This window comes from Pseudomonas sp. NPDC086581, from assembly GCF_044746165.1.
Lineage (GTDB): Bacteria > Pseudomonadota > Gammaproteobacteria > Pseudomonadales > Pseudomonadaceae > Pseudomonas.
Map to the genome: position 1 here is coordinate 39349 of NZ_JBIVBR010000021.1, position 23246 is coordinate 62594.

The following is a 23246-nucleotide window of genomic DNA, read 5'->3' on the forward strand; positions in this document are numbered from 1 at the left end:
GTTGTTGTCGTGTGGCCTAGTATTGGTGAAGCGAAATCTGCAACAAGCGCAGGTTTTCGCCACCCTATGTCCGGTTAGTTTCACCAATGGAGTAGCGAGCGCCCCATGCACTTTCCCTCGATGACTGCCCTGCGGGCGCTGGACGCCGTGGCCCGGCTGGGCAGCGTGTCCGCCGCCGCGACGGAGCTGAACCTGACCCGCAGCGCGGTCAGCCACCGCATCGCTACGCTGGAGGAACGCCTGGGCTTCGCGCTCACCGAGCGCACCGGACGCGGTATTCGCCTGACCTATCGGGGGGAAAGGTATGCGCGCGACGTGCGTCGCATCCTCGCGGAGGTGCAACTGGCCGGCAGCAGCTTCGACGAGCAGCAGGTCAGTGGCCCGTTGTGCGTGAGCTGCAACCCCGGCTTCGCTACCTACTGGCTATGCCAGCACCTGGGTGACTTTCTCGCGCAGTACCCGAAGGTGCAATTGCATGTGGTGACGCCGCGCGTGCCGCAGGACACCAGCGCCAGCGACGCCGACCTGTTCATCGCCTACGGCAGCGGCGACTGGCCGAACCAGACGGTCGAGCAACTGGTGGCGCTGCACTTCTTCCCGGTCTGCAGCCCGCGCCTGATCCACTCGCGCGGAGGCCTGCAGCAGCCGGCGGACCTGGCCCACTACACGCTGCTGCACATGAACGATTTCGCTGACTGGCGCCTGTGGCTCGGCGCGGTGGGCGCCAGCGCCATCGATCACCGCTCCGGCGTGCTGTTCGCCGACGCGCCCTGCACTATCGCCGCGTGCATAGCCGCCCAAGGCGTAGCCATCGGCGACAACCTGCTCAGCGGCGACGCCCTTGCCCGCGGCCTGCTGGTGCGCCCGTTCGACATCACCATCCAGTCCAGCCGCGGTTACTTCCTGGTGACCGACCCGGTGAAGGCCGAACGCGCCGTGGTGAAGGCCTTCAGCGAGTGGCTCAAAGCCCGTGTCGCCGCCACCACGCAAAGCGCCAGCGACCTCAGCCGGCCGCCCCTGGAGATTACCCACGAGGCGGAACGAGAGAGCTGAGCGGTCAAGCGATGCGGCGCAGCCCTTTGCGCGCCTTGGCGGAGCGGGTGTAGCGGAACAGGTCCTTGGGGTCGTTGTCCTCTTCCTCGCCCCAGGGCACCAGGTCGATCCGCTCGCCGAGGCCCAGGCGGCTGGCCTGCTCGTTTACGTAGCGCAGCACGGAATAGTCCTCGAGGGCGAAGCCGACCGAGTCGAAGATGGTCACCTGCTCGGCGCTGTCGCGCCCCGCGAGCTGTCCGGTCAGCACACGCCACAGGTCGGTCACCGGGAAGTCCGCCGGCATCTGCTGGATCTCGCCCTCGACCCGTGATTGCGGCTCGTACTCGACGAACACTTTGCCGGCGCGCAGGACGTCGGCATGCAGCTCGGTCTTGCCCGGGCAGTCGCCGCCCACGCCGTTGATGTGCATGCCCGGCTCGATCATCTCCGGGGTGAGGATGGTCGCATAGGCCTTGTCGGCGGTCACCGTGGTGACGATGTCGGCGCCGCGTACCGCTTCGGCGGTGGAGCCGGCGCGGATGATCTTCAGGTCGGGGACGTCCGACAGGTTGCGGATCAGCTTCGCGGTGGCCCGCGGATCGATGTCGTAGACAGCGATTTCCTCGATGCCCAAGTGGTGATGGAAGGCCAGCGCCTGGAACTCGCTTTGCGCACCATTGCCGATCAGCGCCATGCGTCGTGAATCCGGGCGGGCCAGCGCGCGGGCGGCCATCAGCGAGGTGGCGCAGGTGCGCAGCGCGGTGGCCACAGTCAGCTCGGAGAGCAGCACCGGGTAGCCCGTCTCGACGTCGGCCAGCACACCGAAGGCCATGACGGTGAATAGCCCGCGCTGGGTGTTCTGTGGGTGGCCGTTGACGTACTTGAAGGCATAGCGGGCGGTGTCAGACACCGGCATCAGTTCGATGACACCGATCTCGGAATGGTTGGCAACACGGGCGGATTTATCGAAGGACTCCCAGCGCACGAAGTCCTGGGCAATGGTGTCGGCGAGTTCGCCGATGAAGCGGGCGACACCGATCTGCTGAACCAGCTGGGACATCGTGGGGACGTCGACGAAGCGAGTCATGGTGGGACCTCCGGTTCTTGTCATTAGAGAATTGTGATTGGACGTGCTCGCCCGCTCCGCCGTGTCTCGAACCGCGGGCACAACTCAGTCGCAGAGGCCCTGGAACAGGTCTGCACGTCAGGAGCGGGCAACAGGATTCTCCCACCGGCCAGGGGGAAAACCCGGCTGTAATCGAGTGCTTCGCCGGCCGATCCGGCTGTATTGGAGGGCAGCAACAGCCGATTCGGCTGTGTGTCACGCAGCCGTCTACGCGGCGATATCGCGGGAGAAAAACAGAGGAAACAGCGCTAGCTGAGCGACTCCTTGATGGTCGTCAGCTCGGGGTGGGCAACCAGCTTGTCGATGTGCAGGCTCTCGTCGTTCAGCCAGGTTTCGGTGAGTGCGCGGTAGTGTTCCATATCGCGGCAGCGCATGCGCACGCTGTAGTCGAACGTGCCGCTGATCAGCTGGCAGTGCAGCACTTCCGGGCAGGCAACTACCCGCGCCTCGAAGGCCTTCTGCGCGGTGCGGCCACTCTGGTTGGACAGCGCGACCAGTACCAGCAGCGACAGGCCCGAGGCGATCTTCTGTTCGTCGATGACGGCGCCGTAGCCGCGGATGATGCCGTGCCGCTCCAGCTTGCGGACGCGCTCCTGGCAGGGGCGCGGGGTGAGGTGGACCAACGCGGACAGTTTGCCGTAGGTGATGCGCCCCTGGTGACGGAGGATGCGGATGATCTCCTCGTCGATGCGGTCCAGGGTGAAGGGCGTGGTGCTGTCCTGATCTTTCCTGCTCATGCTGTTTCGCGCTAGCTCATCGGTGTTGGCGGCGTCCCTGCACCGCCCGATCTTTATGGGGCACGCCCCGCCGTCTGTCAAAGCGCGCCGTGCCGTCTGCGACAGCACGGCGCACCCGGTCAGATTTCCCGCGCCAGCTCGCTGCCGTTGCCGCGACGGCTGAGCACCGCGAGGTACACCAGGCCGATGGCGATCCAGCCTGCACCCAGCTCCTGCGCCTCACGGCTCATGCTGAACAGCACGTAGGCGATGATCACCAGGCCCACCAGCGGGAACACCAGGTGGCGCAGCACCTGGCCGCTCTTCTGGCGGATGAAGTAATGATTGATCACCGCCAGATGCAGCAGGCAGAAGCCGGTCAGCGCGCCGAAATTGACCAGCGAGGTGAGCACGTCCGGCGAGTCGAGGAAGTAGATGCCAATGCCCAGCGACAGCACGCCAACGAGGTACAGGCTGATGTGCGGGGTCTGGTACTTCGGGTGCACCCTGGCCAGCACGCGCGGCAGCTTGCCGTCGCGGGCCATGGAGTACAGCAGGCGCGAGACGGCGGCTTGGGAAGTGATCGACACGGTCACGCCCCAGGCCAGCGCGGTGGACACCGCCGTCAGCGTGGACAGCCAGCTGCCACCGGCCGCTTCGGCGATCTCGTAGAAGGCGGTGTCCGCCGACTTGAAGGTCATGCCCGCAGCCAGGTCGGTGGCCAGCCACGTCTGCACGATGAAGATGGCGCCCATGACGAACAGCGCGATCAGCGAGGCGCGACCGATCTGCTTGGCGGGGTCGCCCTTGACCTCTTCGGCGAGGGTGGAGATCGCATCGAAGCCGAGGAACGACAGCACCGCGATGGACACCGCCTTCATCACCAGGCCGAGGTTGAAATGCTCCGGCTGCAGCAGCGGCTCCAGCGTCAGCCGGCCATTGCCCAGGCCGCCTTCCAGCGCGTGGTAACCCACCGCCAGGAAGATCGCCAGCACCACCAGTTCGGCGATCAGGAACAGCAGGTTGAAGCGCGCCGCCAGGGTAATGCCGCGCAGGTTGATGAGCGTGGCGGACACCAGGAAGATCAGCATGAACACCAGCTTGGGGATCGCCGGGAACAGGTGGTTCAGTGCCAGCGCGCTGAACACGTAGAGCAGCGGCGGGATCAGCAGGTAGTCCAGCAGCAGGACCCAGCCAGCGATGAAGCCGACGTTGGGGTGGATGCCGCGCTGGGCATAGGAGTACACCGAGCCGGCAATGGGAAACGCGCGGGACATCGCGCCATAACTCAGCGCAGTGAAGAGCATCGCCACCATGCCCACCAGGTAGGCCATGGGCACCATGCCGTGGGCGTCGGCATGCACCCAGCCGTACACGCCGAAGGGGGCGATCGGGATCATGAAGATCATCCCGTAGATCACCAGGTCGCCGAGCGTCAGGCTGCGGCGGAGTTGTTGCTTGTATCCGAACTGTTCGATAGCCACGGGGCACTTCCTCTGGGAAAGGCAGCATTCAGGGTTCGGCGCTCATGCGCTGAATTGTTGTTGTTTTCAGAACCTGCCCGGCCAGTCGAACGAGGCGAGCCGGGTTGGGGTCCTCAGAGCCAGGGAGCCAGGCGTGTCGCCCAGGCTTCCACCCCTTGCGGGGTCCGCAGTCCGTCATTGCGGATTTCGATCAGCACGGCGTCCACGCCGCGCTCGTCGCCATGCACCGGGACCGTCATGTCCTCCAGCGGGTCGATCACATAGGGTTGATTGGCGCCGATTTCTTCCCCGCTCTGGCGCAGCCCGGCAACCATGCGCTGGGCATAGACTTCGGCTTTTGCGTAGAGCACCCCGGCGACCCATGGGCGTGGCTCGCCGCGATAGCGCGGGGTGAAGCTGTGTACGCCGACCAGTCGAGTCGGCCGCTCGGCCGCCAGGCGCTCGTCGAGCAGCGCGCTCAGTTGCCGGTGGAAGGGTTCGAACAGGTTCGCCACCCTCTCCTGCCGGGCCGCCGCGCTCAGGTCGCGGTTGCCGGGGATCAGGTAGATCTCGCTGTGTTCGGGAATCAGGTCCGGCGCCGATAGAGGCCGGTTGAGGTCGATCAGCAGGCGCGAGTAGTTGGCCACCAGCAGCGTGGCGTCCAGGCGCACCGACAGCTCGCGGGCCAGGTCCAGCGCGCCGATGTCCCAGGCGATGTGCTCGGCGGCGGCTGCATCGTCCAGGCCCAGCTGCGCCAGTTCCTCGGGGATGTAGCGGCTGGCGTGCTCGCAGACCAGCAGCACCGGGCTCTCGCCCTGGGGATTGACGATCTCGAATGGCGGACGCCGGTAGAAGCCGGATTCAGTAGAACTTTGCATAGGATTCACAGAGTTGTTCTTCGCTGAGTTCACGGGTCAGGGCCTGCTCCTGGCGCTTCATGGAAACGTAGGTCTGCAGCAGCGCCGGCGGCAGCTGGGCGCACAGTTCGGTATCGGCGAGCAGCAGGCGCTGGGCCTCCTCCAGCGAACCCGGCAGCGATTTGATCCCCAGCTCCTCGCGCTGGGCATCGCTGAGGCTGTGCGGATCGACGTCGGTGACCGCCGACAGCGGCAGCTCCTGCTGCATGCCCAAGCGCCCGGCGATCAGCACGGCGGCCATGGCCAGGTGCGGGCTGGCGGTGGCGTCCATGGGGCGGAATTCCAGGTTGAACTGGCGCGCCTTGGGCTTGCCGCCGATCTCCACCACCGGGCAGATGCGCAGTGCGGCTTCGCGGTTGCGCAGACCCAGGCAGGCGTAGGCGGCACTCCAGTGGTGCGGCTTGAGCCGCAGGTAGGACACCGCCGTTGGCGCGGTGAGCGCGCACAGCGCCGGCAGGTGGCGCAGCACGCCGGCAGCCCAGTGCTCGGCGAGCTTCGACAGGTTGGTCGGCGCGGCTTCGTCGTAGAACACCGGGGTACCGTCCAGGCGTTGCAGGCTCAGGTGCAGGTGCACACCGTTGGTGACGGCGCCGGGCGCCAGCAGCGGCGTGAACGTGCTGCGCCAGCCGAACTGGCGGGCGATCTCGCGGGTGACTTCGCGGACGTTCACCGCACGGTCGGCGGCGGCAACGCCCTGGGTCGGCCGGCAGGTGACTTCGTACTGGTTGCGGCCGTACTCGGGCAGGAACATTTCCGGCTCGGCGCCGATCTGTTCCAGCGCGCTCATCAGCCAGCCGCCGAAGTTGCCGGTCTGCCGCTGGGCTTGCAGGGAGAAAGCGGCGGCGTGCTCGTCCGCCAGGCCCAGCAGGTTGAATTCGTGTTCGAAGGCGGCGGTGACTTGCAGATCCAGCTCCCGGTAACGGGCGATCTCTTCGCGCAGCAGAGTGCGCGGGCACACCGGCCAGGGCGCGCCGGCGGTGGTCACCAGGTCGCCGTGCAGGTAATCCAGCGGCGCGGCCTGGGCGTCCGGGCCATTTTCAAGACGCACCCGGCTGCTCGGGTCGGGCAGCAGGCGCAGGTCGCCGTGGCTGCCCCAGGGATTGTCGTCGGCGATGATGTCCTGGGGCGTCAGCGCGCTGTTGGCGGGCACCCAGCCACAACCAGTGACGAGCTGCTCGGCGACTTCCGATTCGGGAAGCGAGCGGCCACGGGTGATGCCGCAGAGGTCGGTGGTGACGAAGCTGGTCAGGCGCATCGGAGCGGGATTGTTATTGTTCTGACTCATGACGTTCTCCCGGTCTCAGGCCAGCGCGGCGATGCGGGCCAGCACGCTGTCGGTGTCGGCGATCCAGCAGTAACCCTTGATCGCTTCCAGGCAAGCCTGGTGGCGTTCGGCGGTATGGGTGGCGCAGGCGTCCTCGACCAGGGTGACGAGGTAGCCACGATCGGCGGCATCGCGCACGGCCATGTCCACGCACTGGTCGGTGACCACGCCGCAGATGATCAGGTGGCGGGTATTCAGGTTGCGCAGCACATAGTCGATGGCGGTGGAGTTGAAGACCCCCGAGGAGGTCTTCGGCAGCACGATCTCGTTCTCCCGCGGCGCCAGGGCGTCGATCACCTGCGCGTCCGGGCTGCCCTTGGGTAGGTGCATGTCGGAGAGCTTGTGGTCGAGCGAGCGGTCACGGCCATCGGCGGTGAGGCTCTCGATGATGGTGTGCAGCACCTCCCCGCCCACCTCGCGCATGGCCGCCAGCAGGCGCTGCTGGTTGGGTATCACGCTCGCCTCGACGCGCTCGTAGAAGTAGCGGTGCGTCGTCGGATCGACGTGGGCATCGCGACCGGGGATGACCCAGGCGTTCTGCATGTCGACGAACAGGATGGCGGTCTGGCCGGGGGTGAACGGAAGGTCACGGGGCGATGGGTGGGGCAAGCTGAACACGGTCATTCCTCGAGGATGTGGCTGCCGAAGGCAGCTCTCAGGTGGTCGATGCCTTCCAGGCGTTCGTCGAGCTGGCCATCCATGCGCGCTACCAGGCTGGCGATCAGCGCCTCGACCTGGGCCATGGTCGGCACCAGGGTGTCGAAGGGCGATGGGGATTCCACCGGGGCACTGATGATCAGGTCGGCGAACTCGCGCAGCGGCGAGTCGTAGATATCGGTGAACAGCACCACGCGAGCGCCACGGGCCTTGGCGGCGCGGGTCACTCCCAATGCCTGGGCCTGGTAGCGGCGGTAGTCGAATACCACCACCAGCGTCTGGCGGTCGATGTCGCCCAGCTGGTCGGGCAGCGCGGCGCCGTCGTCCAGCAGCAGGCAGCCGCTGCGCAGCATGCGCAGGTGCGCCACCAGGTAACCGGCGAGGAAACGGCTGAAGCGGCCGCCGTGGCAGAGCACGCGCAGCTTGGGGTCGAGCAGCCAGTCGCCGAGCAGACGCACGTCGTCGGCCTGGGTCAGCGCCAGGGTGCGCTGGATGCCTTCGCTGGCGTCGCTCAGGTAGTTCGACCAGACGTCGTCGCGGCTCATGCCTTCGCGGCGCCCGGCAAGCAGGGTGCGCGGCGAGCGCAGGCGGTCGTCCACCTCGGCCATCAGCGCATTCTGGAAGTCGCTGTAGCCGCTGAAGCCGAGCTTTTTCACCAGACGCAGGATGCTGGGGTCGCTGACCCCGGCCTGCCGGGCGAGGCGCGACATCGGCCCGAGGCCGGCGCGCGGGTAGTCGTCGAGCAAGGCGCGCAGGACCTTGCGCTCGGCCTTGGTGAGCTCGACTTCCGGGGTGTTCAGGCGATCTTTGAGTGTGAGCATGGAGGCGCCTCTTGTTATGGCGCCATTTGTATAATGTGCTTCAGAAAGTTTCAATATGTATTTTTTGTAGTATTCACTACACAATGCGGACGCACGACAGCAATCTGCCGACGTAGACGTCCGCCTGCGATTTTCCGTGAAGGCACGTAGCGTGTTTGCCGGCGCGTCGAAGGGCGTTACGCCGGCGTCGAGGCTGAATGAACGAATTGGAAAAAGCCGGCGCCGGAGTGTTCCACGGCGCCAGCCATCACGCTCAGGAGGGGCGCCAGCGCGCCGCTGCGTCAGACGCTGTCGTCGAGGCGCTCGACCCAGCGTTCAGCCGCGTCATGGGACGCCTGGAAGGCTTCCTCATGGGATTCCCACGGGCCGACCACCACATCCAGCGGCGAGACGCCGGCCGGCATTTTCGCCAGCGACAGCAGCACCTCACCCACCTTGCCCGGGGCGATGTAACGCGGCGACATCAACACGGCGACTCCCGTGGAAGTCAGGTATTCACTAGGCGCCATGAACTCCGGCTCGCTAGACTGCTGCATGCGGTTTCCCCCCTGGGCTTGTACGGCCTGTTCTCAGGATGACGACGGCGAGGCGCACAGCGCGCACTCTTACTGATTCCTGACCCGGCCGGGCAAGCGACAGTTCCGGCAACCGCCGCCGTTCCACGCGGTAGCGGACAAACGGCCGTTTCAGGCCGGCAATGGCTCGTGGACCGGCATCGGCCGGTCGAGCAGCGTGCCCACTAGTACGGCGAAAACCAGGGCAGCGATGCCCGCCACCAGCAGCACACTCTGGAAACCACCGATGAAGGCCTGGCGCACGACCGGTGCGAGAGCAATGCGCTGGGCCGGATCGACCAGCGTCAGCGCGGCCGTGAAGTCCCCCGCCGCCGCGCGGGTCGCCATCTCGGCGGCCTTCTCCATCTGCGCAGGGGCAAGCTTTACCAGCGCGTCACGCAGCAACTGGGCGCTGCGTGCGGCCAGGACACCGCCCAGAATGCCCACGGCCAGCACGATGGCGGCGAAGCGCGTGGTGGTGCTCAACCCCGAGGCCATGCCGGTACGCTCGCGGGGCACGCAGGCCATGATGTTCTTCTGCGTGTCGCCATTGAGCAGCCCGGCACCGGCGCCCAGAACCAGGCTGGCGAGGGCGAAGGCCAGGTAACCGCCCTGCCCGGCCGCCAGCGCGCAAAGCAGGTTGCCCGCACCGACCAGCACCAACCCCAGGGCAAAAATCCGCGCCGGACTGAAGCGCCCGCTCAGGCGCATGCCCACCCGTGGCGCCAGCAGCATCGCCAGGGCGAACGGCAGCATGCCCGCGCCCGCCGCCACAGCCGACAGTTGCAGTCCGTTCTGCAGGTACAGCGGCAGCAGGGTCATCATCACCTGAGCGCAGGCGGCGTAGGCGAACATGCCGAGCAAGGCGCCAATGAAACGCGCGCTGCGCATCAGCCGCAGGTCGATCATCGGCCGCGCCTGGCTGCGCTCCACCAGCACGAACAGGCCGAGCAGCCCGGCGCTGACCAGCAGCCGCGCGAGGGTCGGTGGGCTGTCCCAGCCGACGCGGTTGCCATCGATCAGCGCCCAGATCAGGTAGCCCAGGCCGCCGGCGAAGGTCAGGCTGCCCAGCGGGTCGAGGCGCGCGGCCGCGTTGTCGCGGGACTCCTCGATGCTGCGCAGCGCCATCGCTCCCAGCAGCACCACCAGCGGCAGGTTGAGATAGAAGATCCAGCGCCAGCCCAGGGTCGCGGATATCACCCCGCCCAGCAGCGGCGCAAAGGTGATGGTGGCGCCCATGCATACGCCCCAGAAGGCCCACGCGCGCAGGCGCTCCTCGGGTTCGTGGAAGCGATGGCCGATGGCGGCCAGCGCCGAGGTCAGCAGCAACGCGGCGCCGACTCCCTTGGCGGCGCGGGCGATATCCAGGAACAGCAGGCTCGGCGCCGCACCGCAGGCCAGCGAGGCTACGCCGAACAGCACCAGCCCGAGCAGCAGCATGCGCCGCCGGCCGAAACGGTCGGCCAGGCTGCCGGCGGGCAGCAGGCAGGCGGCGAAGGCCAGCAGGTAGGCGCTGACCACCCACTCGATATCGGCGAAGGAGCCGGACAGGTCGCGGGCGATGCTCGGCAGCGAAACCGCGACGATGTTGGTGTCGAGGATGATCAGCGCGCACACCGCCGAAGCGGTCAGCAGGGTAAAACGGGCGGAGGGTCGTGGGCGAATCACAGGGTCGGACATGGCAAGGCTTCCCGCGCTGGCCGGCGCGCCGGGTTTTGCCCTCGCCGCGCCGGCCTTGTAGTGTTGCCTCCACGGTAACGCCCGCGTGCGCCGGGCTTGTTAGCCACGGCGGCCTTCGTCATTAGCCTGCGACTAACGAATATGGAAATCCGTCATTTCCGCTACTTCCTCAGCGTCGCCCACCACGGCCACTTCACCCGCGCGGCCGAGCAACTGGGCATCGCCCCGCCGACCCTGAGCCGGCAGATCCAGGACATGGAAAAGGAGCTCGGCGTGCTGCTGTTCCAGCGCAGCCAGCGCGAGGTGCGCCTGACCGCCGCCGGCGAAGCCCTGCTGGCGGAAGCCGGACTCGCGGTACGCCAGTTCGACGCCGCGCAACTGGGCGCGCAGCGCGCCGGCCGCGGCGAAACCGGGCACCTGCGCCTGGGCTACGTGGCCTCGGCGGCCTATTCCGGCGTGCTGCAGCAGCATGTCGAGCAATTCACCCGCGCTCTGCCGGCGGTGGATCTGGACATCAGCGAAGCGCCCATGGCGCAACTGCCGGCGCAGGTACGCGACGGAACGCTCGACCTCGCCTACGTGCGCTCGCCGATGAGCCTGCCGGAGGAGCTGGAAGCCATCGCCCTGCAGGAGGAAGGCTTCGTCCTCGCCCTGCCCGCTTCCTCGCGCCTCAACGAGCTGCCGGAGATTCGCGCCGCGCGCTTGAGTGGTGAAACCTTCATCCTCCCGGAGCAGATCTCCGGCACGCTGGAAGTGGCCAGCGCCGGCGGATTCGCCCCGCGCCTGGGCCAGCAGCCGGGCAGCCTGGTCGCGGTGATCGCGCTGGTGTCCCTCGGCCGCGGCGTCGCCATCGTCCCCGAGTCCGTGGTGCGCCGGGTGCAGCTGCCGCAGGTGAACTACCGCCCGCTCGTCGACTGCGCGCCGCGCTCCTGGCTCTCGCTGCTGTACCGGCGCTTCGAGAAATCACCGCTGGTGCGGCGCTACATCGAACAGGTCCGGGCTCAGTCCGCCGACCACACCGCCAGCTCGTAGCCGTCCGGATCGATGAAATGGAAGCGCCGGCCGCCGGGGAAGGCAAAGGTCGCGCGGCTGATGGTGGCGCCGGCGGCTTCGAGGCGCGCCTGTGTCTGCGCCAGGTCGTCGGCGTAGAGGATCACCAGCGGGCCGCCCGGGCGCACCGGCTCGCCAGTGGTGAAGCCACCGGTGAGGCGACCGTCGCTGAATTCGCTGTAGGTGGGACCGTAGTCGGTGAAGCTCCAGCCAAAGGCGCTACCGTAGAAGGCCTTGCTGCGCGCGATGTCGCTGACGTTGAACTCGATGTTGTCGATCTGACGGTCGTTTCCGCGGATACCCATAGTCGCCTCCTGGCAAGTCATGTCGGCCTGATCCTACGGCAAATCCCTGCGAGCAAAGCGCACCGCGCCGGTCAGCCGCAGGCTGATTGGCCATTTCCCGCCGATTGACGAATAATCATCGCGACTCAGCCAGATTCGCCGCCATGCTCAACATCCCCCTCGCCAGCGTCGACGACGTCGACCGCGCCGTGCTCGCCATCGGCACCGACTACCCGCTCGGCACACTGCTCAAGCCCCACGCCCACCGCCGGGCGCAGTTCCTCTATGGCATGAGCGGGCTGATGGAGGTGGAGACCGAGGACGGCGCCTGGGTGATCCCACCCTACAGCGGCGTGTGGATTCCCGCCGGCAAGCAGCATCGGGTGCTGATGCGCGGTGTCAGCACGCGCAGCCTGTACATCGACCCGCAGGTGCCGGTGCGCGATACCCTGCTGTGCCAGGCGTTGACCGTTTCGCCACTGCTGCATCACCTGCTGCTGGCCAGCGTCGAGGTGCCGGCGCTGCACGACGAGAACGGCCGCGACGGCGACCTGATCCGCCTGCTGCTCCACGAGCTGCGCCAGGCGCCGAGCCTGCCGCTGTTTGCCCCGCTGCCGGCGCACCCGCGCCTGCTGGAGCTGTGCCGGGACTTCCTGCGCGCACCGGCCATCAATGTCACCGCGGACCTCTGGGCCGCCGAACTGCATTGCAGCACACGCACCTTCAGCCGGCTGTTCCGCCAGCAGACCGGCCTCTCCTTCGGCGCGTGGCGCCAGCAGGCCTGCCTGCTCGCCGCCGTCACGCGGCTGGCGGCAGGCAACCCGGTCACCCGCGTCGCGCTGGAACTGGGCTACGACAGCCCGAGCGCCTTCTCCAGCATGTTCCGCCGCAGCCTTGGCGTGGCGCCCAGCAGTTACCAGGCCTCGGCGGACAGTACTGCGGCGACCGCCTAGCACCGCTCGCGCAATTGGACTGAACCCTCGCCGGCGCTCTCCTTCGATATGCACATGTCGCATCCATCGAACCACCGCTGTCGAAGGAGCCTCCATGCACAACCTGGAAACCCCGACTCTCAAACTTGGGCTGTTCAAGCCCTTTGGCAGCTTCGGCCAGGCGCTGATTGCCGGCGCCCTGCAACGCCAACACGAAGTCACCGTGCTGGTCGATGATCTCAACCGTCTGCGCGCCCGCCCGGGCCTGCGCTGCAAGCTGGGCAGCCTGGATTCGTCGATCGCGGTCAGCGAGGCCGTGTCAGGGCTGGACGCTGTGTTCGCGTTCCTCGACGACCAACCCGCGCAAAGTCTCCCACCGCAGTGCGGCGCACTGATCGACGGGTGCTTGCGAGTGCAAGTGCCGCGCCTGCTGCTGGTCGGTCACTGGGGCTGGCTGGTGGAACCTGCTGATGCCGATCAGGAACAACTTGGGGCCGGCCTCGCCCGCAGCCTTGAAGTCAGCGGCGTGGACTGGACACTGGTGGAAGCACCACGAATGCCCGAAGGCCTGCGCATCGACGACTTCAGCCGCGCCGGCAACGCCTCCGCCGACGACTCTGCCCTGACGTTCTCTTACGCCGAGGCGCTGCTGGACGAGATGCAACTGGGCCTGCACACCGGCCAGTGTTTGCGCCTGCGCAGAGGCGAGGAGTTGCCGCCATGTCCGGCCCCGATGCACTGAGCCAGTTTCTCGGTACCCTGCTGCTGGCGCTGGCCTTCAGCGCCTTCATCCTCTTCGTGCGCAGCTATCGGCCGGCCGGCGTCAGCGGCCTCTGGTACGACCTCGTGCTGGTGTTCATCGGTGTCTGGCTGGCGCTGTGGCCTGAGCTGGGCAACTACCTGCGAAGCATGAGCATCGACAGCGCACTGGGTCTGCTGACGGATCTTTTGGCCACGTTGCTGGGCGGGACGCTCGGGGCGGTAGCGGCGTATGGGTTGCGCAGGGTGATGAGGGAGAGCCGAGGCAGATAGGCACAGCCCGCGTGGTAGTTGGCGAGACAAGCGCAGGCTTGGATGCTTTCGCCCCTCCGTGGGATGGGTAATCCGGAGCAGTATCGGGGCGTGTGTCGCCTCTCGCAGCAGGCGGAACCACCTTGCAGAATGGCGATTGCCCCGCTTGCGCGGCCTTCACCAACTGGCAATATGCCGCCGCTTGCAGCAAGTCTGGGAAAACAACCCTGGCCACTCTCGGGGCACCGCTCGCGCAACCGACTGCCGGCTTCTGCGGCAACGCCCTGGCTGTTGCCAGCCAACGCCCGATGACAATACGAAGAACAAACAGACCAAGGATGCCGTCATGAGTGACCGGAACATCAAGACCGGGGAGATCGGTTCATCGCCTACCGGTTCGCTGGATATCACAGCCGCCTACGCCCCACCCACTGCCGACCTGCTGGAGCCGAAAGCCACTGACAGCGAGCCGCTCCTGCAGCTCAAGAAGCGCATGCAATACTGCTTCATGGGGACATTGGTGCTGAGCATGCTGCCTTCGCTGTTCCTCAAACTGACCGGCGGGGTGCCCCTGCTGTTCCTGATCCTTGCCTATCTCTCGCCGGTGCTGTGGATCGCCATGCTGGTGTACATCTTCCGTCTGAACAAACGGCTCAGCTCCGTGGGCTACGCCACGTTCCGCACGTTGATCTCGCTGGTCCCGCTGCTGGCGCTGTACGTGGTGTACCGCACCTCCTATGACGCCAACAAGGTCATCAGGCCCACCCGACCGGCGCGACGGACGCTGGCGCAGCGGGTGGAGCCGCGATAAAAAAGACGGCCCGCTCAGGGCCGTCTTCTATTCGGTTTCCCGCCAGTCACTTGGCCAACGCCTGGGTTACCGCCTCCGGGTAGTAGGCGATCTTCAGGGTATGCGACTGCCCCATCAGTTGGCCGTTGCCGTACCAGGTGATGTTGTCCTGACGCAGCGTCATGCCGTCGCTGCTGTATTCGTACTCGCCGCCGTTGGAAGTGCTGAAGGCAAAGCGCTCACTGTCCATCTGCTTCAGGTCGAAGCGGGTGCCGGGTGGCGGCATCATTTCCTTGACGCGTTTGAGGTAGGCGGGTGCCAGCTCGGAGAACAGCTCGCGGGTACGGGCCTGATACTGGGCGTCGGTTAGGCCAGGGGTCTGCTGCAGCTTCTCGGCGATCAGGGTGAAGTACTCGGCATCGGTGCGGGCCAGGGCCATGCGCACGGCCATGACTTCGCCGAGACGGGCCTGGTCGACCTGGACCTTGCCGTCGGCGCCTTTCTGCGGGGCGATGAATTCGTTGCCGTCCACCTGGATCATCGGCGCGGTCGCCAGGTAGGCGGCGCAGGCGATCTGCTGCCCGGCGCGGTTGCCGTTGACCAGCAGCGCGGTTACGCCGCCCTTCTCTTTCAGATGCTGCGTGGTCTCGCCACTGGCAGCGACGAAGCGGTCCACCTCCGCCTGGCTGGTTTCAGCGCGAGCCAGCCCGCAGATCTGCTGCATCACGGCGGGGTTGCGCTTGCCGTCCACCAGCGGGCTCATGCTGAACACAGCGTTGCGGATGATCGGCAGTGCCGGATAGTCCAGCGTGCCCAGTTTCTGTTGGGTGGTCGTGGAGGCATGGCTAGCGGGAGCCTGATCGGAGCCTTTGCAGCCGGCCAGCAGGCAAACGGGAATCAACATCGCGGTCAGCCATTTGCTTTGAATGTTCATGGCGTGTTCCTCACTCTTGAGCTTGCGCCGCAACGGCGCTGGATTCGATGACGACCCGGCGATCGGCCGCCAGGCAGTTGATCAGTTGGGCGCGCGGCATATCCGGGCAATCGGCGACCGGCTCGGCCGCCCCGGCACCACGTACGCGCATCGCAGCCGACGGCACGCCAGCGGCGGCCAGGTAGTTGCGCACCGCCTCGGCGCGACGGCGCGACAGGTCGAGGTTATAGGCGGGCGAACCGAGACGGTCGGTGTGGCCGGTGATGCTGATGCGCGACGGCTGCTGCGCTTTCAATTGTTCGGCCAGGGATGCCAGGCTTGCGCGGCCGGCAGGGCTGAGTTCGGCGCTGTTGAAGGCGAAAGTGGCATCACCGCCGAGGGTGACGCGCCGCGGGGCCGCAGGCACCGGCGCCGTCACGGGGGACTGCTGGGCAGGCCTGGCCTGATCCAGGCAGTCAACCGGCGAGAACAGGAAGGTCTGCGCCTGCATGTCCTTGTCGAACAGCACCTTGTACTGGCAGACCAGATCCTCGCGGCCGGCGCGGCGGAAGCGCAGGACATAGTCCCACTCGTGCACGCCGAACATGCCCTCCTGGAAGTGCGGGGTACCGAGCAGTTCGTAGAGCTGGGCCTTGCCCATGCCCGGCTGCACCTTGCCCAGGTTCTCCAGGTTCACGTAGCTGCCCTGAGGGCGATAGGAATCACTGATGGCGGGGAATTTAGGATCGGCACTATGGCCCTGGGCATCGACCACGCTGTGGCTGCCACAGGCCGCCAGCAGCAGACCGCTGCAGGCCAGAGCCAGGGTGCACAGGTTGCGGATATTGAAAGTATTCATCTTGACCTCCTCTGCGCGACCCGACCGGGGCCGGGCCGCGACGCAATGACTTACCACTGGTAACCGAGACCGACGGCGACGCCGGCGTCACCCTGGCTGCTGGTGCTGCCCTGCAGCTTGGTGACCCACTTGCCGTTGTCGGAGATGCGCGAAACGCCAATCGCCAGGGCGCCCTGGCCGCGGTAGTTGCCCAGCCCGACGGTGGCCATGCTGGCCCCGGCCGAGTGCGGCTGCGGCAGGGTTGCCATGGCCATGGCCCCGGCGATACCGGCGCTGAGGATGTCGTCCTGTTTCTTCAGGTCGTGGCGCAGCGCGTTGTAGCGCGAGTCGGTGTAGTCGTAGAACTGGTTGGAGATGTCACCCATGCTTTGCTGCAACTGGCTGACGTTCACCGCGTCGGTCGGCGCAGTGCCGGCGGCGACGTTGGTGATCTGCCGCTCGTTGCCGGCGCTGCCCACCGAGACGCTGTTGGCGCGGTCGGCCACCGAGTTGGCGCCCACTGCCACCGAATTCTGCGCCTGGGCGCTGGAGCCGTTGCCCAGGGCAGTGGCATTGGCGCCGCTTGCCCGCGCACGGGTGCCGATGGCCGCACTGTTGTTGCCGGAAGCCTCTGCTCCCGCACCACCAGCCACCGCATCGGTGCCCGTGGGGCGCGGCTTGGGCAGGTTGCTGCTGTTGTTCACCTGGAACATGCCATCAGTGCCGTTCTGCAGCTGGGTGATGTCGGTCTTCGCCTGGGTGACGCGATTGTCGACGTTGTTGATGGTGCTGTTGATCGTGTCGCCGTGATCGCGCAGCTGGGAGACGTTGACCGCATCGGTGTCGGCCTCGCCGGCCTTGACGTTAGTGATCTGCCGTTCGTTGCCGGCACTGCCCACCGAGACGCTGTTGTCGCGATCGGCCACCGAGTCGGCGCCCAGGGCCACGCTGTTGGCTGCCTCGGCACTGGCCCCGGCGCCGATGGCCGAGCTGCGCTCACCGGTGGCGGCAGCACCGTCACCCATGGCCACCGAGGAACTGCCGGTGGCGCTGGCGCCGGTGCCCACCGCAGTGGCGCTATCCCCGCTGGCGGTTGCGCTGCTGCCAACCGCACTGGCGTTGCTGGCGCTGGCATTGGCGCCGTCACCCATTGCCAGGGAAGAAGTCCCGGATGCCTGGGCGGCCGGGCCGACGGCGATGGAATCGGTGCCGCTGGCGACCGAGTCGGGTTTCTGCGAACTGGCGTGGAAGTACTTGATGCCGCCCAGGGTGATGCTGTTGATCTGGGTGGTCACTTCGTAGAGCTGCGAGCCGTTCACCGCGTCGGTGGAAGTGGAGTTGATATCGCCGGAGGCGACGTTGGTGATCTTGCTCGGCCCACGCCCGCCGTGGTTGGCGTTGTAGGCACCGTTGCCGCCGTTGGCAGTCGGGTCCCAGAGCAGCGCATCCTGGCCCAGCTGGTCGGTGCGGTCGGCAACGCCCTTGAGTTGCGAGACGTTCACCGCGTCGGTTTCTTCCGCGCCTGCTGCAACACCCGTGACACGCCGATTGCCGACGTTGACTTCACCCGTTGCGGTCCCGCCCACCAGGTACGCCTGATGCCCCAGGGTGCTGCCATCGGCGATGGAGCCGGCGCCCAGCGCCACGCTGCCGTCATGGCTGGATACAGCACCCATGCCGATGGCCACGGAATCCTGACCGAGGGCTGCCGAATCGGTGCCGGTGGAGTTGGCGTGGAAGTACTTGGTACCGGTTTTGTAGATGTTGTCGACGTGGTCGCCCAGATCGGAGACATCGCCTTCGACGTTGGTGACGCGACCGTCCAGGTTCGTGACCTGGGTGTTGGTTGCGGAGAGCTGCGAACCATTCACTGCGTCAGTGGAGGTGTCGTTGATATCACCGGCGGCGACGTTGGTGATCTTGTTCGGCCCAATGCCATAGTGGTTGGCGCTGAAGCTGTTGGTGCCCCAGTCCCAGAGCAGCGCGTCCTGGCTCAGTTGCTCGGCGCGGTCGGCAACGCCCCGCAGTTGCGAGACGTTCACCGCATCGGTGTCGTCGGCGCCGGCGGCGAGGTTGGTGATACGACGTTCTGCGTTGATTGCGCCGACCGAGACTTCGCCGGTCGCCAGCCCTCGGGGCGGATGGCCGCCCGCCATGTAGGCCGGTCTGTTCAGATCCGTCCCCGTGCTGCTGTTTGCGCCCAGCGCCACGCTGTTAGAAGTGCTGGCAGTGGCGTTGCGGCCCAGGGCAAGCGCGCTGTCTCCCGTCGCCTGAGCCTGGTAGCCAACCGCTGTGGAACCCTGGCCCCTGGCGTAGGCGTCTTCCACCGGCAGGCCGCTGTCGTTGGTGCGCACATAGCGGATGCCGCGACCGTTCAGGGTGACATTGCTGTCGCTGTCGTCGCCGAAGACATTACTCACGCGGTTGTCGACATTGGTGACGTTCTGGTTGGTCTGGTACAGCTGCGAACCGTTGACCGCATCGGTGGAAGTGCTGTTGACGTCGCCCGCAGCGACATTGCTGATCTTGTTCGGGCCGCGTCCGCCATGATTGGCACTGAACGCGCCTTGGCCATTGTCGGCAGTCGGATCCCAGAGCAGTGCGTCCTGGGCCAGTTGGCCAGTTACACCTTTGAGCTGGGCGACGTTGACCGCATCGCTGTCCAGGGTGCCGGCGGCCAGGCCGGTGATCTGCCGGTAGTTGCCGGTGGTAGCGTCGCCCACGGCAATGGCGCCAAGGGTGCCGGTGGTTGCGATGATGGCGGCGGCGCGGTCCGGGGCCACGTTACTGGGCAGGTAGCCCTGCTGGCCGGCAACGGTGCCGGCCACGGAGCCCGAACCCAGGGCCACGCCGCCGGTGACGTTGGCCTGCGCACCGGTGCCCAGGGCCATGGCGTTCTGCTGGCTGGCTACAGCATCGTTGCCGATGGCGACCGAGTCCTGTGCGGTGGCGCGAGTGCCGGTGGGGTTGCCGCTGGCATCGGTGCCAATATTGCCAATGGCCATGGAGTTGGTCGGGTTGGTGCCGAACTTGTTGTTCAGGCCGATGCGGCCGCCGTTGACGTACAGCTCGTTGCCCAGGGTCAGGGAGTCAGTGCCGTCGGTGCGGGCGCCAGAGCCATAGAAGAGGACACGGGCGGTCTGACTGGCCTTGTCGCTGGTCAGGCAGTTGGTGTTGTTGCTGTCGTACTTCCAGCCGGTGCTGCCGGTATCCCCGGTGTCGTGGACGAAGATGCAACCCGAATCGTTGCTGGCATCATTGACGTAGAGGCCGGGATTGCCGGAAACACCCTTCTCGAAGGTCGACCCGTTCTTATACGGCGTCGCCGCGAAGGTCGAGGTCAGCGGGCTGCAAAGTATCGAGACGGCCAGCGTCCCGACCATCACACCGCGCCCCGTTTTGCGGTGCGCCGTGGCGAACTCCGAAGCGGCGACCCACGCATTACGCGTGGTACTCCAGACCAGACGATAAATCCTGTTCATGAGAAGCTCCTTCCAGGGGCGCTGCCCCCGGATTCTGCGAAGGGATATCAGCGGGAGGACAGCTGCAGGGCGCGGCTGGACTGGATCAGTTGCGGGCGCTCCATGGCGGTCGGGCGCGACTGCTGCAGCGCGCGCTCGTACAGGCGCAGCGCGCCGGCGTGGTCCTGGCGGACGTAGTCGAGATAACCGCCGGCGAACAGCCCGGCCTCGGTGCGCAGGTCACGCTTGACCGCGTCGGGGGCCTGCAGGCCATCGATCTGGGCGAACACCGCAGAGCTGTCGGACTTGCCCTGGAACAGCGCGAGCATGGCGCGCTGGTGCTCGTCGACCGGCTTGATGGCGCGGGCGAGTTTCTCCACACGCGCCTTGGTAACAGCCGGTTTGACGCCGACGTCGCTGGCCTGGCGGGCGGTTACCCAAAGGTTCCAGAGGCCGGCGTAGGCCTGGACCTGCGGATTGGGAGAGGTTTTCTGCAGTTCGGCGAAGGCCTTGCCGGCCTGGTCGAAGCGGCCCAGTGCGGCGAGGTTCACTGCTGACGGCAAGGCGATCACCGCCGCCTGGTCGCTGCCCTTGAGAGCGTCGTAGAACTGCCGGGCACGCATGTGGCGGCCGCCGGCATCCTCAATGAAGGCCTGCTCGGCCAGGGCACGGCTGCCGCCCTGCCCTTGCGCGCCGGCTTCGCGCAGCAGCGCCTGGGCCGAGGCAAGGTCGCCTTCGAGCAGTTGCTGGTGAGCCAGCAGCACCAGGGGGTGAGTGACCTGTTGCGCGACGGGCTGTGCGCCTTGTTGAGCGGGAGCCTGCGGCGCAGGTTGGACCGGGCCGGCCAGGGCCGAGCCAGTGGCGACCAGCAAGGCCAGGGCGAGGGCGGAAAGCTTGCCGGAGCGACTGCAGCCGGCGGTTTTAGAGGGATGGTTCATGGCGGCAACTCCTGTAAAGGTTCGAGTTACCGCCATGCTAGGAAGGGCGGAGGCAAAGCGAACTCAGAGTCCTCCCCGCTCCACCATCACAGTTTTTCCGCAGTCAGGAGAGCGCCGCCAGCGCCAGTTCCAGCTCCAGGTCGACGGCCATGCACTCAGCGCTGCGCTCGATGCCCATGCGCGCATTCAGTCGCTGCGCCAGGCGCCGCACGTACTGCTGGAGAATGAGGCTGTGCGCTCCCCCCATACCCCGCAGCTCCAATCGCACCAGCAGCTGTCCTTGCTGCACCGCCCGAGCCGCGAGCGTGATCTCCTGAGGCTCGCCCAACAGCTCCAGCACGCCGCTCAGCCACTGGGCGAACAGCTCGGCATCCAGCCAGCCATGCATCGGCTGCAGATTGCTGTTATCGAAGCGGCAGCCGGGATACGCCGCCAGGCAGGACTCGATGACTGACGCCGGATCGCACGGGCGCAGCGCCGGCGCAGGATGATCCTCGCGCGGATTGCTGGTGCTGCGAAGCCTGCGCAGCGCTTCGAAGACGCCAGCCAGACCCGGTGTCGCCGGGTGCAGTTCGAGGCCCGCCAGGCGCGCGGTCAACTCCTCCAGCGCCACCGTGCTGATCTCGCGGAGGCGATGCAGTTGCGCTTCGGCGGCCAGGGCGCGATCCCGCCATTCGAGCAACTCGCTCTCGCTGTCGGTAACGTCCTGCAAGCCGCCGAGGACACCCCTGGGCTGCCCGCTGCTATCACGGCAAGGCACCATCCAGGCGTGGACCACGCGGTTCCTGCCGGAAAAGTCGATTCGCAGGGTGGACGAAACCGGCTCACCTTTCTCGACGAGGTTGGAAAATTTCCCGGGCAGGGAGTCGCGGTATTGCCGCGGCAACCAAGGGCTGTCTTCCAGACGCGTCCCCAGGGCCTCATCCGCGCTGACCTGGTGGTAGTCAAGGAATCGCTGGTTGCAGAACAGCAGGCGACCGTCGACGCCGCGCACGTACATCGGATTGGGCGCAGCATCCACCAGCTCGCGCAGCATGCCGATCTCGGCCGGCAGCGGCTCGGCCACCGCCGCGCCGGATGGGAAGCCGGCCACCAGGCCGTTGCGCCGGGCGATCTCCGCCAGTTCGACGCTGGAGCGAACACGCAGCTTTTCCAGCAGGTGCGCCTTGTAGGTGCTGACCGTCTTGAAGCTGATGCGCAGCTGCTCGGCAATGCGCACGTTCGACTGCCCTTCGGCGATAAGCTGCAGCACCGACAGCTCGCGCGGGGTAAGACTGCCCAGCACATCCCCGGGACCGGACTGCATGTGCTCGCGGGCGAAGTGGCCGCGTCCAGCCAGCACATCGGCGATGGCCTTGCGCAGCAGCGCAGTATCCTCGCTCTTGCTGACGAAGCCGCTGGCGCCGGCCTGGAAGCACAGCGGGGCGAAGTGCGCCGGGTTCTGCCGGCTGTAGACCAGCACCTTCTGTCGCGCATCCCGCGCGCGCAGGCGGCGCAGCAGATCGAGCCCGCCGGCCCCCGGCAGGCTCAGTTCAAGGATCACCAGGTCCGGCCGGTTTTCCCGTGCCAGGCTCAATGCCGTGGGCACATCGACCGACTCCCCCGCCACCTCGTGACCCATTTCCTCCAGCAACGTGCGCAAGGCATCGCGCACAATCGGTGTCGCATCCGCGAGCAAAACCCTGGCCATAGCTACCCTGCCCCGAGCCGGTTTCAGTCCGCAACAGCATAGGCACCACCGACCATCTGTGCAGCGCGGTTATCGAGCAGATCAGCTCCCTGCCATGTCCAGCGCCGCAGCCTGCTCGTCCACTAGTTGGCGGAACAGCTCCAGCGAACGCGAGCGCGAGTCGCTGCGCCAGATCAGCCAGGTGTTCAACCGGGCAAACTCCCCCGCCATGGGCCAGGCGCTGACCGAGGCACTGCCGGGCATGTTGCTCAGCATGCTGCGCGGCATCACCGCCAGGCCGCCGCCGGCGCTCACGCAGGCAAGCATGCTGTGGTAGGACTCCAACTCGCGGATGGCGCCGGGGGCCGCGCCGTCGGCTGCGAACCAGCGCTCGAAATGGTGGCGGTAGGAGCAGTTGTCGCGGAACACGTAGATCATCTCGCCGTCGGCATCCTGGCCGCGCTGGATCGGAGCGTGGTGCGAGGGCGCGACCACCAGCATGTCCTCGTCGAACACCGGCACGCCCTCCAGCGCGGGGTGCCTGATCGGCCCGTCGACGAAGGCGGCGATCAGCTCGCCGGCGATCACCCCATCGATCATGTCGCCCGACGGGCCGGTTGACAGGTCCAGTTCCACCTTCGGGTACTGCTGGTGGTAGCGCGCCAGCAGGCGCGGGATGCGCACCGCCGCCGTGCTCTCCAGCGAGCCAATGGGGAAGCGCCCGGTGGGCTCCTTGCCCGACACCACCACCCGCGCCTCTTCCACCAGGCCGAGGATGCGCGTGGCATAGACGAGGAAGTCATGCCCGGCGAGGGACAGGCGCAGGCGGTTGTTCTCGCGGATGAACAGGTCGGCGCCCAGGTCCGCCTCCAGCTGCTTGATCCGCGTGGTGAGGTTGGACGGCACGCGGTGCATGGCCTGGGCGGCGGCAGCGATACTCTTGTGGGCCGCCACGGCGCAGAAGATTTCCAGCTGGACGAGGTCCATTTCATTCTCCAAACGAGAGCGTAATCGTCATTATTATTCAGTTTTCATAAGCATGATTCAACGCGACACTGGCTCCACATCCT

General features: G+C 66.8%; 22 protein-coding genes. 6 read left to right on the top strand and 16 right to left on the bottom strand.

Annotation, left to right across the window (positions count from 1 at the left end):
• The first annotated feature begins 105 nt into the window (after nt 1-105).
• Nucleotides 106-1053, top strand: a complete 948-nt coding sequence (locus ACIPK7_RS28480) for a LysR substrate-binding domain-containing protein (protein ID WP_401091662.1) — start codon at nt 106-108, stop codon at nt 1051-1053.
• A 4-nt stretch (nt 1054-1057) separates the two neighbouring features.
• On the opposite strand, the gene ACIPK7_RS28485 is transcribed toward ACIPK7_RS28480, so the two are convergent.
• The 9 genes from ACIPK7_RS28485 to ACIPK7_RS28525 all read right to left on the bottom strand — a co-directional run bounded on the left by ACIPK7_RS28485 (nt 1058) and on the right by ACIPK7_RS28525 (nt 10290).
• Entirely contained in the window at nt 1058-2119 is a 1062-nt protein-coding gene (locus tag ACIPK7_RS28485) for an ornithine cyclodeaminase (RefSeq protein WP_192435777.1), read from the bottom strand.
• 287 nt (nt 2120-2406) lie between these two features.
• Entirely contained in the window at nt 2407-2895 is a 489-nt protein-coding gene (locus tag ACIPK7_RS28490) for an Lrp/AsnC family transcriptional regulator (protein WP_192435778.1), read from the bottom strand.
• 119 nt (nt 2896-3014) lie between these two features.
• Nucleotides 3015-4358, bottom strand: coding sequence for an APC family permease (locus tag ACIPK7_RS28495; RefSeq protein ID WP_401091664.1), 1344 nt, complete (start codon nt 4356-4358; stop codon nt 3015-3017).
• 113 nt (nt 4359-4471) lie between these two features.
• Nucleotides 4472-5215 (bottom strand): N-formylglutamate amidohydrolase, encoded by a 744-nt coding sequence (locus ACIPK7_RS28500; protein WP_401091666.1) that lies wholly within the window; start codon nt 5213-5215, stop codon nt 4472-4474.
• Nucleotides 5199-6539 (bottom strand): glutamine synthetase, encoded by a 1341-nt coding sequence (locus tag ACIPK7_RS28505; RefSeq protein WP_401091668.1) that lies wholly within the window; start codon nt 6537-6539, stop codon nt 5199-5201. Before ACIPK7_RS28505 ends, ACIPK7_RS28500 begins: the two co-directional genes overlap by 17 nt.
• Before the next feature lie 15 nt (nt 6540-6554).
• Nucleotides 6555-7196, bottom strand: coding sequence for an isochorismatase family cysteine hydrolase (locus ACIPK7_RS28510; protein WP_401091670.1), 642 nt, complete (start codon nt 7194-7196; stop codon nt 6555-6557).
• Between the two features lie 2 nt (nt 7197-7198).
• Complete coding sequence (locus ACIPK7_RS28515; RefSeq protein ID WP_138214482.1) at nt 7199-8056, bottom strand: MurR/RpiR family transcriptional regulator; 858 nt, start codon at nt 8054-8056, stop codon at nt 7199-7201.
• Nucleotides 8057-8337: 281 nt separating this feature from the next.
• Nucleotides 8338-8592, bottom strand: a complete 255-nt coding sequence (locus ACIPK7_RS28520) for a hypothetical protein (protein ID WP_192435784.1) — start codon at nt 8590-8592, stop codon at nt 8338-8340.
• Between the two features lie 150 nt (nt 8593-8742).
• Nucleotides 8743-10290 (bottom strand): MFS transporter, encoded by a 1548-nt coding sequence (locus tag ACIPK7_RS28525; protein WP_401091672.1) that lies wholly within the window; start codon nt 10288-10290, stop codon nt 8743-8745.
• A gap of 141 nt (nt 10291-10431) precedes the next feature.
• Here ACIPK7_RS28525 and ACIPK7_RS28530 point away from each other — a divergent pair, with 141 nt between their 5' ends.
• Nucleotides 10432-11322 carry a LysR family transcriptional regulator gene (locus tag ACIPK7_RS28530; protein ID WP_192435786.1) on the top strand — a complete coding sequence of 297 codons (891 nt, stop codon included), beginning with the start codon at nt 10432-10434 and terminating at the stop codon, nt 11320-11322.
• Here ACIPK7_RS28530 and ACIPK7_RS28535 read toward each other — a convergent pair.
• Entirely contained in the window at nt 11292-11645 is a 354-nt protein-coding gene (locus tag ACIPK7_RS28535) for a VOC family protein (RefSeq protein ID WP_081518306.1), read from the bottom strand. The genes ACIPK7_RS28530 and ACIPK7_RS28535 overlap by 31 nt on opposite strands.
• A 143-nt stretch (nt 11646-11788) precedes the next feature.
• Here ACIPK7_RS28535 and ACIPK7_RS28540 point away from each other — a divergent pair, with 143 nt between their 5' ends.
• From ACIPK7_RS28540 to ACIPK7_RS28555, 4 genes are all read left to right on the top strand, one after another.
• Complete coding sequence (locus ACIPK7_RS28540) at nt 11789-12577, top strand: AraC family transcriptional regulator (protein ID WP_401091674.1); 789 nt, start codon at nt 11789-11791, stop codon at nt 12575-12577.
• A 94-nt stretch (nt 12578-12671) separates the two neighbouring features.
• Nucleotides 12672-13298 carry an NAD(P)H-binding protein gene (locus ACIPK7_RS28545; protein ID WP_401091675.1) on the top strand — a complete coding sequence of 209 codons (627 nt, stop codon included), beginning with the start codon at nt 12672-12674 and terminating at the stop codon, nt 13296-13298.
• Nucleotides 13277-13588 carry a hypothetical protein gene (locus ACIPK7_RS28550; RefSeq protein ID WP_192435789.1) on the top strand — a complete coding sequence of 104 codons (312 nt, stop codon included), beginning with the start codon at nt 13277-13279 and terminating at the stop codon, nt 13586-13588. Before ACIPK7_RS28545 ends, ACIPK7_RS28550 begins: the two co-directional genes overlap by 22 nt.
• A 325-nt stretch (nt 13589-13913) precedes the next feature.
• The gene (locus ACIPK7_RS28555; protein WP_192435790.1) at nt 13914-14378 is read left to right on the top strand and encodes a hypothetical protein; all 465 of its coding nucleotides are present in this window, start codon (nt 13914-13916) and stop codon (nt 14376-14378) included.
• A gap of 46 nt (nt 14379-14424) precedes the next feature.
• Here the strand turns inward: ACIPK7_RS28555 and ACIPK7_RS28560 are convergent, their stop codons facing one another.
• The 6 genes from ACIPK7_RS28560 to ACIPK7_RS28585 form a co-directional block, all read right to left on the bottom strand.
• Entirely contained in the window at nt 14425-15291 is an 867-nt protein-coding gene (locus ACIPK7_RS28560; protein WP_401091677.1) for a hypothetical protein, read from the bottom strand.
• A gap of 10 nt (nt 15292-15301) precedes the next feature.
• The gene (locus ACIPK7_RS28565) at nt 15302-16129 is read right to left on the bottom strand and encodes an OmpA family protein (protein WP_401091679.1); all 828 of its coding nucleotides are present in this window, start codon (nt 16127-16129) and stop codon (nt 15302-15304) included.
• A gap of 50 nt (nt 16130-16179) precedes the next feature.
• Nucleotides 16180-19590 carry a YadA-like family protein gene (locus ACIPK7_RS28570; RefSeq protein ID WP_401091681.1) on the bottom strand — a complete coding sequence of 1137 codons (3411 nt, stop codon included), beginning with the start codon at nt 19588-19590 and terminating at the stop codon, nt 16180-16182.
• Between the two features lie 47 nt (nt 19591-19637).
• On the bottom strand, nt 19638-20507 hold the full coding sequence (locus ACIPK7_RS28575) for a hypothetical protein (protein ID WP_401091683.1): 870 nt from the start codon (nt 20505-20507) through the stop codon (nt 19638-19640).
• A gap of 103 nt (nt 20508-20610) precedes the next feature.
• Nucleotides 20611-22197, bottom strand: a complete 1587-nt coding sequence (locus ACIPK7_RS28580; RefSeq protein WP_225615049.1) for a response regulator — start codon at nt 22195-22197, stop codon at nt 20611-20613.
• Nucleotides 22198-22278: 81 nt separating this feature from the next.
• Nucleotides 22279-23163 (bottom strand): putrescine utilization regulator PtrR, encoded by an 885-nt coding sequence (locus ACIPK7_RS28585; protein ID WP_192435796.1) that lies wholly within the window; start codon nt 23161-23163, stop codon nt 22279-22281.
• Between the last annotated feature and the right edge of the window lie 83 nt (nt 23164-23246).